The following is a 12,976-nucleotide window of genomic DNA, read 5'->3' as shown; positions in this document are numbered from 1 at the left end:
CTACCCCCCCCCCTTATAGTATCAGAATGAGAGAGAGATGAGAAAGAATGATGATATAGAACTGAAGATAGAAGACACCACATCCGAAGCCATCCAAGAAGAGGAAAGGTCGAGGGATGAGGCTGCTGAGATGAGGGAGCAGGCGAGGAAGGCCATCCAGATGATTAAGGAGACGGTCAGAGAGGAGGATCCGAAGCTGACGCCGACCCTGACACTGAGAACTATTCTTGGTGGTGATTTCCTGACAGCTGACATGGTGCGCCGTAACATTTGGCTCTTTGTGTTGATGGTGATCTTTACCATTGTTTATGTCGCGGTCAGATACCAGTGTCAACAAGACATGATAGCTATTGACAAGCTAGAGAAAGAGTTACTCGACGCCAAATACAAGGCACTGTCAAGTTCCAGCACTCTTACAGAGAAATGCCGTGAGAGTCACGTACTCCACGCCCTCAAACAAAACAAGGACAGTCTACTGCATATCGCAGACCAGCCGCCCTATATTATAAATGTACCCGAATAAGGAACAGAATGAGCAAGTTTAAGAGTGACAAAGTGATGCCTCGCTACTTCGCCATCGCAGTAGTTCTGACGCTGATAGGGTTTGCCATCGTCGGCAAGGCCCTATACATCATGACAGCAAAGAAGACCTACTGGACTCAGGTAGCCTCACGACTAAAGCGCGACAGTGTCAGCGTAAAACCCAGTCGTGGCAATATCCTGAGTTGCGATGGTCAACTGATGGCCACCAGCATTCCAGAATATCGGGTATATATGGACTTCCAAGCCGGAACCGATGACTCCATCGGTATCCATAAACGTGACTCCATCTGGGCAGAGAAAATCGACAGTATCTGTGATGGCCTTCACCAGATATTCCCCATGAAGTCGGCTGCCGATTTCAAGGCAAACCTGCTGGAAGGTAAAAGAAAAATCCAGAAGAATGGTAAGATGGGAGCCAGACACTGGGCCATATGGCCACGGCGCATCAACTATAACACGTTCTGTGAAGTGCGACAACTTCCCATCTTCAAAGAGCCCGTCTACAGAGGCGGTTTCCACTGGGAAGAGTTCAACTCACGAAACCATCCGTTCAGCACTCTTGCTGTACGTACTGTCGGTGACATGTACGGTGCCAAGGACAGCGCCAAGAACGGTTTAGAACTGTCGTACGATTCTCTGTTACGTGGCACCAATGGATTGATGCATCGACGGAAAGTACTGAACAAGTACATGGACATCCCTGTACAAAGTCCCATCGACGGCTATGATATCGTGACAACCATCGATGTAGGCATGCAGGATCTGGCAGAGCGTGCCGTCATCGAGGAGCTGAAAGAAATCGGCGGAGAAATGGGTGTAGCCATTCTAATGGAAGTAAAGACCGGTGACGTAAAGGCTATTGTGAATATGACACGCGGTGCCGATGGAGAATACCATGAAATGGTAAATAACGCTATCAGCTACCGCTGTGAGCCTGGTTCCGTGTTCAAGGTCGCCTCTTTCCTCGTGGCTCTTGACGACGGGGTCATTCCCAATGATACCAGTTTTGTAATCCATACAGGCAGTGGAGTAATGGAGATGCACGGTCGTCCGATGAAAGACCACAACTGGCGTCGCGGAGGCTATCAGGATATCAACGTGGCCCGTGCACTGGAAGTTAGTTCGAACATAGGCGTAAGTTATGTCATTGACAAATTTTATGGCAACAACCCCAAAAGATACGTACAAGGACTCTACCGTGTAGGTATCCATGAGGACCTAAGACTCCCACTAGTGGGCTACCAACCGCCATATATCCGCATGCCCGACACGAAGACCACCGACCGTGCCAAATATTGGAGCAAAACCACTTTGCCCTGGATGAGCATTGGATATGAGACACAGATTGCCCCTATCAACACGGTGGCCTTCTATAATGCCATAGCCAACGATGGAAAGATGATGCAGCCTCGATTCGTGAAACAGCTCATGAAGAACGGTGAGGTGGTCAAGGAATTTGAACCCATCGTACTAAAGGAACGCATCGCAAAGCCCCAAACCATCAAGATGATGCAAACCATTCTAGAACACGTCGTCAGTCAAGGACTCGGCCGTAAGGCCGGCTCACGATCCTTCAAGGTTGCTGGTAAAACTGGTACGGCACAGGTAGCTGATCAATACGGAAGCTATCACTCCGGTACAACACGTTACTGGCTCAGTTTTGCAGGATTCTTCCCAGCCGACGACCCACGCTATTCCTGCATCGTCTGTCTAAAGAAATCCGGTCTTCCGGCTTCTGGCGGTGGCATGAGTGGTGTTGTGTTCCACAATATCGCAGAAGGAGTCATGGCACAGAGCCTCAAGCGTAATGTCGATGATGCCCGCGACTCCTTGTCGGTGATGATGCCTGATGTCAAGAGTGGAGACATGGTTGCCGCTAACTATGTTCTGAGTCACCTCGGCATCAGAACCAGTACCAATTGGGGCGGCTCATATGCCAACGGGAACCCCGTCTGGGGAAGGGCACACAAAGGAAACAAAGATGTCGTTCTTTCGCAGGTAAGAACCCATAGGAACATCATCCCCGATGTCATCGGTATGGGTGCCCGTGATGCTGTGTTCCTACTTGAGAACCGTGGTGTGAAGGTCCGTCTTAGGGGCAGAGGCAAGGTCAAGTCTCAGAGTATCTACGCAGGTACCATTATCCGTCAGGGCATGACTTGCGAACTGATATTGGAATAATAAAATAAGAAAAGATATGAAACTGAATGAACTGCTCAATCACGTGAATGTGCTGACCATCCTTGGCGATCCGGAGAAGGATATCTGCGGTGTAAATATCGACTCCCGTCGCATAGAGGCAGGTCATCTCTTCATCGCCATTCCAGGCACACAAACCGACGGGCACCGATTCATCCCGAAGGCTATCGAACTAGGAGCTACCGCTATCCTCTGCGAACAACTTCCCGAAGAACAAAAAGCAGAGGTGACCTATGTTGTCGTGACATCTACCGAGGCTGTTGTTGGACAGGTCGCCACCCTTTTCTACGGTGATCCGTCTACTAAACTGAAACTCGTAGGCGTAACAGGAACCAATGGAAAGACGACAATCGCGACCTTATTATACAACATGTTTCGTGCGTTCGGACATAAGTGCGGACTGCTCTCGACTGTCTGTAACTATATAGAGGGAGAACCCATCCCAGCCGATCATACCACACCCGACCCTATCGAGTTAAATAAACTACTGGCTCAGATGGTGGAAGCCGGGTGCGAATATGCTTTCATGGAATGTTCTAGCCATGCCATCGCCCAGAAGCGTATCGGTGGACTTAAGTTTGCTGGCGGACTCTTCACCAATCTGACCCGCGACCATCTCGACTACCATAAAACCTTCGAGAACTACCGCGATGCGAAGAAGGCATTCTTCGATGGACTCGGTAAAGATGCGTTCGCCATTACCAATGCCGACGACAAAAACGGTATGGTCATGGTACAGAACTGTCAAGCGCAGATTAAGACCTACTCGACCCGACGCATTGCCGATTTCAAGGCAAAGATTATCGAGTGCCATTTTGAGGGTATGTACCTCGATATCAACGGAAAAGAGGTAGGTGTGCAGTTTATCGGTAAATTCAATGTTAGCAACCTGCTCGCCGTCTATGGTGCAGCCGTTATGCTTGGAAAGAAACCTGAGGAAATTCTAGTGATTCTCAGTACACTAAAGAGCGTCAATGGTCGTCTGGAGCCCATCCGTTCACCAGAAGGCTACACTGCCATTGTGGACTATGCTCACACTCCCGACGCCCTGGAAAACGTACTCAACGCCATCCACGAGGTGCTTGATGGTAAGGGGAAAGTCATCACAGTCTGCGGTGCAGGTGGTAACCGCGATAAAGGCAAACGTCCGCTGATGGCACAAGAGGCCGTGAAGCAAAGCGATAAGGTCATTATCACTAGCGACAACCCTCGTTACGAGGAACCACAGGCTATCATCAATGATATGCTCGCCGGCCTGGACAATCGGCAAATGAAGAAAGTGATCAGTATTGTCGACCGCCGTGAAGCCATTCGTACGGCCTGCATGCTCGCTCAGAAAGGCGATGTTATCCTCATTGCCGGCAAGGGGCATGAAGATTATCAGGAGATTCAAGGCGTAAAACACCACTTTGACGACAAAGAGGTGGTCCGCGATATCTTTAGTTTATAGCTGATTGTTTTATGAGTTTGGAATTAAAAATTTGAGTTGATATGCTATACTATCTTTTCCGATTCCTCGACCAGTATGATATCCCCGGGTCACATATGTGGTCCTATATCTCGTTCCGTGCCATACTGACGCTAATTTTCTCACTGGTCATCTCCGCCTGGTTCGGCGAACGGTTTATCAAATGGATGAAACGCAGGAAAATCTTTGAGACCGAGCGCGACCCGAGCATCGACCCGTTCGGTGTTGAAAAGAAAGGTGTTCCCACCATGGGCGGCATCATCATCATTGTGAGTATTCTCGTGCCAGTACTCTTATTGGGGCGCATCCGGAACATCTATTTGATCTTGATGATAGCAACCACCATCTGGCTAGGATTCCTAGGATTTATGGATGACTATATCAAGATCTTCCGACGCAACAAGGATGGACTGAAAGGAATGTATAAGATCATCGGGCAAGTGAGTATCGGTTTTATAGTTGGTTTGACACTCTGGCTAAGTCCTGACGTGGTGGTTCGTGAGAACGTCAACATTGAGCAACAGAACCAAGAGATCGTGGTCAAGCACAAGAAAGAGGCTGTAAAATCACTGCAGACTACAATCCCATTCATCAAAAACCACAACCTGAACTACTCGAGCATCATGGCGTTCTGCGGAAAGTACAAGGTGGCAGCCGGATGGGTAATCTTCGTATTTATCACCATTTTCGCAGTAACTGCCGTCTCCAACGGTGCCAATCTCAACGACGGTATGGATGGCATGTGCGCTGGCAACTCCGCTATTGTGGGTGTAGCATTGGGCATCCTCGCCTATGTATCATCACATATTGGCTACGCATCATATTTCAATATCATGTACATCCCCCATTCTGAAGAATTGGTGGTATTCCTCTGCGCATTTATTGGTGCCATGATTGGTTTCCTCTGGTATAACGCCTTCCCAGCGCAAATCTTCATGGGTGACACAGGTTCATTGACTATCGGTGGCATCATCGGCGTATGTGCCGTCATCATCCATAAGGAACTTCTACTACCTATTCTCTGCGGCATCTTCTTTGTTGAGAGTTTGAGCGTTATCATCCAAACCCAGTGGTTCAGAATTCAGAAACACAAGGGGAAACGTGTCCGCGTGTTCCGTGCGGCACCTATCCACGATACTTTCCGTAAACTAGACTCACAGCTCGATGCGACCAGCACCTACCTTCTAAAGGGCTGGCCACACCGTCCGTTCCATGAGTCAAAGATTACCATCCGCTTCTGGATAACTAGCATCATCCTAGCAGCACTAACCATCATCACACTTAAGATGAGATAAACCACATATCACACAGATTATACAGATAAAACCATGAATAAAAGAATAGTCATATTAGGAGCAGGAGAGAGTGGTGCCGGCGCCGCAGTCCTTGCCAAGAAAGAAGGTTTCGACGTGTTTGTATCTGACATGTCGAAAATTGCCGACAAATATAAACAGATGCTTAACGACCGACATATCGAATGGGAAGAGGGACAGCATACAGAAGAGAAAATTTTGAATGCCGACGAGATCATCAAGAGTCCTGGCATACCCGATACGGCACCAATGGTGAAAAAAGCACTTGAGAAAGGAATCCATATTATCAGTGAGATTGAGTTTGCCAGTCGATACACCAATTCGAAGATGATCTGCATTACTGGGTCAAACGGAAAGACAACGACCACCTCACTCATCTACCACATCTTCAAGGAGGCTGGCTATGATGCCGGATTGGCAGGAAACATAGGAAATTCGCTAGCGCTACAGGTGGCAGAACAGCCGCACGAGTATTACATCATCGAGCTGAGCTCATTCCAACTTGACAACATGTATGATTTCCGCGCTAATATCGCCATATTATTGAATATCACACCCGACCATCTCGATCGCTACGGCTTTGAGATGCAGAACTACGTCAATGCCAAAATGCGTATCATCCAGAATCAGACTCCACAGGATGCCTTCATCTATTGGGCAGATGATCCCATCATCAAACGCGAGTTGGAAAAATATGACATTAAGGCCATTCAGTATCCCTTCTCTGAAATCAAAGAAAAGGGCGTGATCGGCTATATCGAGGAGGGACAGTACAAAATCGAGGAGCCAGAACCATTCAACATGGAACAGGAAAGCCTCAGTCTAACAGGCAAACATAATCTTTACAACTCTCTGGCTGCTGGTATAGCTGCCGACATCGCCGGAATCAAGAAAGAAGAAATCCGCAAGAGTCTCAGCGACTTCCCTGGCGTGGAGCACCGTCTTGAGAAAGTATGTACCGTGCGGGGCGTACAGTATGTAAACGACTCTAAGGCCACGAACGTTGACGCTTGTTGGTATGCCCTAGAAGCTATGAAGACCAAGGTCATCCTCATCATCGGCGGAAAAGACAAAGGAAATGATTATGACCCTATAAAACCGCTGATCAAGAAGAAATGCTCTGGCATCGTTTATCTCGGTGCCGACAATCAGAAGTTACACGACAACTTTGATAGTTTGGGCATACCCATACGTGACACCCACTCCATGAAAGAATGCGTGGAGGCTTGCTATGAGATGGCCAAGCCCGGTGAGACCGTTCTACTCAGTCCCTGCTGCGCCTCATTTGATCTCTTTAAGAACATGGAAGATCGTGGTGAGCAGTTCAAGGAATTGGCCAGAAGTCTATAAAAGACCGAAACAAAACGACAACACCCATGAACAAGAAAATAGGAAACATCTTCAAAGGAGATAAGGTCATCTGGATGGTATTCTTCTTCCTCTGTATGATCAGCATTGTTGAGGTATTCTCAGCCTCCAGCAACTTGACATACAAGAGTCAAAATTATATGGGTCCTATTTTCTACCACGCACTGATGATTCTATTCGGTGTATTCATAGCCGTTGTTACATTAAATATTCCTTGCCGCTATTTCAAACTTATGACCCCCTTCCTGCTGATTATATCAGGCATCACCCTACTATGGGTGCTGATTGGAGGAGAATCCATCAATGGTGCCAACCGCGTCATTTCACTGCCAGGCGGTGTTACTTTCCAACCATCAGAGATCGCCAAAGGCACCATGGTTCTGATAACGGCTCAGATTCTCAGTGCCATGCAGCATGAGGACGGAGCAGATAGGAAAGCTTTTAAGTACATTCTTTGGATTGTCGTACCGACTGCCGCCTTGATAGGTATAGAGAACCTGTCTACAGCTGCTCTGCTATTGGTTGTCATTTTCCTGATGATGTTCATCGGACGCGTTCCGATGGTTCAGATGGGAAAACTGGTGGGAGTCGTCACCGTCCTTGTTGCAGTGTTCCTAACACTAGTACTGACATTGGGGAGTATCGGTGCAGAGAAGGAAAACAGCACCCAGACAGTAGAAACGGTTACCACCCATTCCACAGATACGAAAGTCATTAAGGGTGGTGGCGTGTTCCATCGTTTCGTTACATGGCGTAATCGTATTGTGAAGCATCTCGACAAGAAAGACGTGCCACCATCAGAATACGATCTCGATAAAGATGCACAGGTAGCCCATGCCAACATCGCTATCGTATCAAGCAATATCATCGGCAAAGGACCAGGACAGTCTGTAGAACGCGACTTTCTCTCACAAGCCTTCTCTGATTTTATCTATGCTATCATCATCGAGGAACTCGGTATCATCGGTGCCGTATTCGTTGTTTTCCTCTATATCGTCCTTCTTTACAGAACGGCACGTATCGCCAGCCGCTGCGAAAACAATTTCCCAGCTTTCCTGGCCATGGGACTGGCACTACTGCTGGTGATACAAGCAACCTTTAACATGCTAGTAGCAGTAGGTATCGCCCCTGTCACGGGTCAACCCCTTCCCCTTATCAGCAAAGGTGGAACCTCGACCATTATCAACTGTGCCTATATCGGTGCTATTCTCAGCGTCAGCCGCTCTGCTAAAAAAAGGGCAGTAAAAGTAGCGATAAACGAAATATAATTTGTAATTTTGCACACAATTAATAAAGGTATGGAGAAAGAGTTAAGAGTGATTATCAGTGGAGGCGGAACAGGAGGTCATATATTCCCTGCCATTTCCATCGCTAATGCCGTTAAAGTCCTGCGTCCCAATGCCAGCATCCTTTTTGTCGGTGCCCTTGGGCGAATGGAAATGCAGCGTGTGCCTGCTGCTGGCTATGAAATCAAAGGACTGCCAATCTGCGGTTTCGATCGTAAGAACCTATTGAAGAATGTGAAAGTATTGTTCAAGATATGGAAGAGTCAGCGGATGGCCAAGAAAATCATCAAGGATTTCCAGCCACAGGTAGCTGTCGGCGTGGGAGGCTATGCCAGTGGTCCGACACTGAACAAAGCTGCTGCCATGGGTATTCCATGTCTCATTCAGGAGCAAAACTCTTATGCAGGGGTCACCAACAAACTGCTCTCCAAGAAGGCAGAAAAAATATGCGTGGCATATGATGGCATGGAACGGTTTTTCCCTGCGGAAAAGATCATCATGACCGGTAATCCCGTACGACAAGCCCTGCTTGACACCACCCTCTCCCGTGAGGAAGCACTGAAGAGCCTGGGGCTTGACCCCACAAAAAAAACTATCCTTTTAGTAGGCGGTAGTCTGGGAGCCAGAACCATCAACGAGAGCGTGCTCCAGCATCTGGATCTCATCAAGTCAACAGATGTACAGTTCATCTGGCAGACAGGAAAGTACTACAGCGCAGAGATTGCCGAGAGACTGCAAGCAGGTGAGCCCTATTCAGGAACTCGTCTGAAAGGCGAGGATCTCCCAAACCTGAAGGTTACTGACTTCATCACCGACATGGGAGCAGCCTACAAAGCTGCAGACCTTGTCATCAGTCGTGCCGGTGCCAGTAGCATTTCAGAATTCTGCCTAATTGGTAAACCCGTGATTCTTGTACCTAGTCCGAATGTTGCCGAGGATCACCAAACCAAGAACGCATTAGCGCTCTCTACCCGCGATGCGGCCATCTACGTCAAAGATGCCGATGCGCCCGGCTGCCTGCTGGATTTGGCCATCAGAACAGTCAATGACGAAGCCAAGTTGAAGTCACTCAGCCAGAACGTACTGAAACTTGCGCTACCCGACTCTGCCGAAATCATCGCCAAAGAAGTCATCAAGTTGGCAGAGGCATGATGCCACTATAACATCTATTATCTAGCAATATGGAACTGAATCAGATAAAAGCAGTCTATTTCGTAGGAGCCGGTGGTATTGGCATGAGCGCCATCGCTCGCTATTTTCTTAAAAAAGGACTTGTCGTAGCTGGCTATGACAAAACTCCCTCCGACTTAACACTTCAGTTGGAGAAAGAAGGTATGCTCATCCATTATGAGGAGGATATTGAGAAAATCCCCCAACCTTGTAAACGACAAGATTGTTGTTTAATTATCTATACGCCAGCCATCCCAGCTGATCATCTGGAACTCCGCTACTTCCAAGAGAATGGTTTTGAAATCCAAAAGCGAGCACAAGTACTCGGGACTCTGACACAGGCTCATAAGGGGCTCTGCGTTGCCGGCACCCATGGTAAGACCACCACCTCGACGATGTGTGCCCATATCATGCATCAGAGTCATCTGGACTGTAACGCCTTCCTCGGAGGCATATCCAAGAATTACGGCACGAACTATATCCTCTCCGACTCCGACTATGTGGTCATTGAGGCCGACGAGTTTGACCGCTCCTTCCACTGGCTACGTCCTTGGATGAGCGTCATTACCTCAACGGACCCTGACCATCTCGACATCTACGGTACTAAAGAAGCCTATCTTGAGAGTTTCCGCCACTACACAGAACTGATTCAGCCGGGAGGAGCATTAATCATTCACCGCAATCTGGAGATGAAGGAGCATATCCAGCAAGGTGTAAGACTCTACGACTACAGTCTTGACAAAGGAGATTTCCATGCAGAGAACATTCGCATTGGCCATGGAGAAATCATTTTTGATTTCATATCACCTATAGAAAACGTAACAGACATACAACTGGGCCAACCCGTGCCTATCAACATCGAAAACGGCATCGCCGCTATGGCCATGGCACAATTGAACGGTTGTACGGCCGAGGAGCTGAGAAATGGCATGAAGACATTCGGTGGTGTGGACCGACGTTTCGATTTCAAGATCAAAACCGACCATCTGGTCTTCCTCAGCGACTATGCTCATCACCCGAAAGAGATTTATCAGAGTGCCAAGAGCATCAGAGAGATCTACCGCGATAAACACATTACCGCGATCTTTCAACCACACCTCTACACACGTACCCGTGACTTCTACAAGGATTTTGCCGATGCTCTGAGTTTACTTGACGAAGTTGTACTCACAGAGATATACCCAGCGCGTGAACAGCCCATTGAAGGAGTCACGTCAAAACTGATATACGACAACCTCCGTAAAGGAGTGAAGAAAGAAATTATCAATAAAGACGAGGTGCTCGATTATGTGAAAACCCACAACTTCGAAGTACTTATTGTTCTTGGCGCCGGTGACCTCGACAATCAGGTGCCCCAAATCAAAAAAATGTTAGAAAGTAAATTGTCATAAACGTCAAATATTTAATGTCTATCAACTGGAAGAAAACCATTCTCGTCGTGTGCGATATCGCTATTGCCGCCTATCTGCTACTGGCCGTCACCGCGTTTAATAAACCGGATGTGAAGGCCACGCAGTGTTCGGAGGTGAAGATTGATATCAAAGAAAACCTCGTGAACGGATTTCTGACAACAACTGAGATCAAGAATCTCCTGTCACACGACAATATATACCCACTGTCGCAACCTATGGAGAATATCAGTCCACGACGTATAGAAGAGGCTCTGCAAAAAAGTCCATTCATTGAGAAGGCCGAGTGCTACAAAACACAGAGCGGTCATGTATGCATAGACGTTAAACAACGGATACCCGTCGTCCGGGTGATGGCTGGCAATGGCGAGAGTTATTACGTAGACACTTACGGCAATATGATGCCTGAAACACGCTATGTCACGGATCTGGTCATCGCCACAGGAGCAATCAGTCACAAATACGCGCAAGGCACACTGACTCGGGTTGCCAACCACATTCTTCAGAATCAATTCTGGAAGAACCAGATTGTACAAATCAACATTTTATCGGACGGCTCGATGGAGATGGTTCCGCGTATCGGAGATCATATTATCTATTTGGGTGTCCCCAACCATATCGACAAGAAACTGGAACGATTGCGTAAGTTCTATCTTTATGGTCTAAATAAGGCTGGATGGAACAAATACCACTATATCAGTGTGGAATTTGACAACCAGATTATCTGCAAGAAAAATAATAGATAAAAATAATCATAGAAGAGATGGCAGCAAAGGAATTTATCGTAGCTATTGAACTCGGTTCATCCAAAATGACCGGTATCGCGGGACAGAAGAATCTCGACGGCAGCATCCAAGTGCTAGCTGTAGTAAAAGAGGATTCTTCCGCATTCATCCGTAAGGGAGTGGTTTACAATATCGACAAGACCGCTCAATGCCTTTCCAACATTGTCAAGAAGTTGGAAACCCAACTGAAGACGGAAATCACCCAAGTATATGTCGGCGTGGGCGGCCAATCTATCCGTGGTGTAAAAAATGTGGTCTCCAAAGATCTGCCCGTGGAGACCATCGTCACTCAGGAGATGGTTATCGAACTGATGGATGCCAACCGTAACATGACCTATCAGGATCAGGAGATTCTCGACGCTGCCGTTCAAGAATACAAGGTTGGTGGCCAGCTACAACTCGACCCTGTTGGCATCCAGACAACACATCTGGAAGGAAACTTCCTCAATATCCTGGAAAGGAAGGCCTTTTATAAGAACCTTAATAAATGCTTTGAGACTGCAGGCATCAACGTAGCAGAGATGTACCTTGCCCCGTTAGCTCTGGCAGACAGTGTATTGACAGAAGCCGAGAAACGTTCGGGCTGCGCCCTCGTTGACCTAGGAGCAGATACGACCACGGTTTCCGTCTATTCCAAGAATATCCTTCGCCATCTGGCTGTCATCCCCTTAGGCAGCAATAATATCACCAAAGATATTGCCACCCTCCAGATGGAGGAGAGTGATGCAGAACACATGAAACTTAAGTACGCATCTGCCTTCACAGATAATAACGACATCGATAATGACCTAAAGTACTCTATTGACCCGGAACGTCAGGTAGAGAGCCGCAAGTTCATTGAGATAGTAGAGGGCCGTTTAGAAGAAATTATCGAGAATGTATGGTATCAGATCCCATCTGAGTATTACGATAAGTTGCTCGGCGGTATCATCCTTACCGGCGGCGGCTCCAACCTGATCAATATCGAGAAGGCCTTTGCCAACCACACTCATATCGAGAAGATCCGCATTGCGAGATTCGTGACGCAGACCATTATCTCCAATAACGAAGACATCAAGATTCACAATGGCATGATGAACACCGTACTCGGTCTGTTGGCAAAAGGCGACATCAATTGCGCCGGCAATGCCGTCGATCCTAATGGTGACCTGTTCGGCTCACAGAAATCTGTCGACCAACGACCAGCCGACCTTCGACCGGCTCGTCAAGCCACCGATATCCCCGCTGGTGTTATCCGCACGGAAGCCGAAAAGAAAGCAGCAGAAGAGGAGAGACGTCGCCAACAGGAAGAGGAAGACCGCATCAGACGCGAGGAGGAATTCAGGCAGAAAGAGGAAGAGGAACGTATCCGTAAGGAGAACAGCATATGGAATAAGGCATTGAAGAGCCTCAAGCAGTTTGGCAGAACTATTGTCGAGGAGGAATAAGAGAGTTT

The 12,976-nt window shown here is 47.8% G+C and carries 10 protein-coding genes; all 10 read left to right on the top strand.

Annotated elements, in window-relative coordinates; genetic code table 11:
- Positions 1-37 precede the first annotated feature (37 nt).
- Genes BLU99_RS10075 through ftsA form a run of 10 tightly spaced genes read left to right on the top strand, consistent with a single transcriptional unit; the run spans position 38 to position 12,968 of the window.
- On the top strand, positions 38-523 hold the full coding sequence (locus BLU99_RS10075; protein ID WP_176771116.1) for an FtsL-like putative cell division protein: 486 nt from the start codon (positions 38-40) through the stop codon (positions 521-523).
- An 8-nt stretch (positions 524-531) separates the two neighbouring features.
- Positions 532-2,724, top strand: coding sequence for a penicillin-binding protein (locus BLU99_RS10070; protein WP_091901710.1), 2,193 nt, complete (start codon positions 532-534; stop codon positions 2,722-2,724).
- A 16-nt stretch (positions 2,725-2,740) separates the two neighbouring features.
- A complete protein-coding gene (locus tag BLU99_RS10065) occupies positions 2,741-4,192 on the top strand; it encodes a UDP-N-acetylmuramoyl-L-alanyl-D-glutamate--2,6-diaminopimelate ligase (RefSeq protein ID WP_091901707.1) in 1,452 nt (483 codons plus the stop codon).
- A gap of 41 nt (positions 4,193-4,233) precedes the next feature.
- The gene (locus BLU99_RS10060) at positions 4,234-5,505 is read left to right on the top strand and encodes a phospho-N-acetylmuramoyl-pentapeptide-transferase (protein ID WP_091901705.1); all 1,272 of its coding nucleotides are present in this window, start codon (positions 4,234-4,236) and stop codon (positions 5,503-5,505) included.
- A 33-nt stretch (positions 5,506-5,538) separates the two neighbouring features.
- Positions 5,539-6,873, top strand: coding sequence for a UDP-N-acetylmuramoyl-L-alanine--D-glutamate ligase (murD, locus tag BLU99_RS10055; protein WP_091901702.1), 1,335 nt, complete (start codon positions 5,539-5,541; stop codon positions 6,871-6,873).
- A 26-nt stretch (positions 6,874-6,899) separates the two neighbouring features.
- A complete protein-coding gene (locus tag BLU99_RS10050) occupies positions 6,900-8,159 on the top strand; it encodes an FtsW/RodA/SpoVE family cell cycle protein (RefSeq protein ID WP_091901700.1) in 1,260 nt (419 codons plus the stop codon).
- 30 nt (positions 8,160-8,189) lie between these two features.
- Positions 8,190-9,329, top strand: coding sequence for an undecaprenyldiphospho-muramoylpentapeptide beta-N-acetylglucosaminyltransferase (gene murG, locus BLU99_RS10045; RefSeq protein WP_091901697.1), 1,140 nt, complete (start codon positions 8,190-8,192; stop codon positions 9,327-9,329).
- Positions 9,330-9,358: 29 nt separating this feature from the next.
- A complete protein-coding gene (murC, locus tag BLU99_RS10040; RefSeq protein ID WP_091901695.1) occupies positions 9,359-10,738 on the top strand; it encodes a UDP-N-acetylmuramate--L-alanine ligase in 1,380 nt (459 codons plus the stop codon).
- A 14-nt stretch (positions 10,739-10,752) separates the two neighbouring features.
- Entirely contained in the window at positions 10,753-11,502 is a 750-nt protein-coding gene (locus BLU99_RS10035; RefSeq protein ID WP_091901691.1) for a cell division protein FtsQ/DivIB, read from the top strand.
- 17 nt (positions 11,503-11,519) lie between these two features.
- On the top strand, positions 11,520-12,968 hold the full coding sequence (gene ftsA / locus BLU99_RS10030) for a cell division protein FtsA (protein ID WP_091901690.1): 1,449 nt from the start codon (positions 11,520-11,522) through the stop codon (positions 12,966-12,968).
- Positions 12,969-12,976: the final 8 nt, after the last annotated feature.

The organism is Prevotella sp. lc2012 (assembly GCF_900107065.1).
Lineage (GTDB): Bacteria > Bacteroidota > Bacteroidia > Bacteroidales > Bacteroidaceae > Prevotella.
This window is presented reverse-complemented; position numbering and strand designations above follow the sequence as displayed.

Coding starts and splice junctions, on each gene's coding strand:
- BLU99_RS10075 (WP_176771116.1), top strand. CDS start 38: ATGAGAAAGAATGATGATATAGAACTGAAGATAGAAGACACCACATCC.
- BLU99_RS10070 (WP_091901710.1), top strand. CDS start 532: ATGAGCAAGTTTAAGAGTGACAAAGTGATGCCTCGCTACTTCGCCATC.
- BLU99_RS10065 (WP_091901707.1), top strand. CDS start 2,741: ATGAAACTGAATGAACTGCTCAATCACGTGAATGTGCTGACCATCCTT.
- BLU99_RS10060 (WP_091901705.1), top strand. CDS start 4,234: ATGCTATACTATCTTTTCCGATTCCTCGACCAGTATGATATCCCCGGG.
- murD (WP_091901702.1), top strand. CDS start 5,539: ATGAATAAAAGAATAGTCATATTAGGAGCAGGAGAGAGTGGTGCCGGC.
- BLU99_RS10050 (WP_091901700.1), top strand. CDS start 6,900: ATGAACAAGAAAATAGGAAACATCTTCAAAGGAGATAAGGTCATCTGG.
- murG (WP_091901697.1), top strand. CDS start 8,190: ATGGAGAAAGAGTTAAGAGTGATTATCAGTGGAGGCGGAACAGGAGGT.
- murC (WP_091901695.1), top strand. CDS start 9,359: ATGGAACTGAATCAGATAAAAGCAGTCTATTTCGTAGGAGCCGGTGGT.
- BLU99_RS10035 (WP_091901691.1), top strand. CDS start 10,753: ATGTCTATCAACTGGAAGAAAACCATTCTCGTCGTGTGCGATATCGCT.
- ftsA (WP_091901690.1), top strand. CDS start 11,520: ATGGCAGCAAAGGAATTTATCGTAGCTATTGAACTCGGTTCATCCAAA.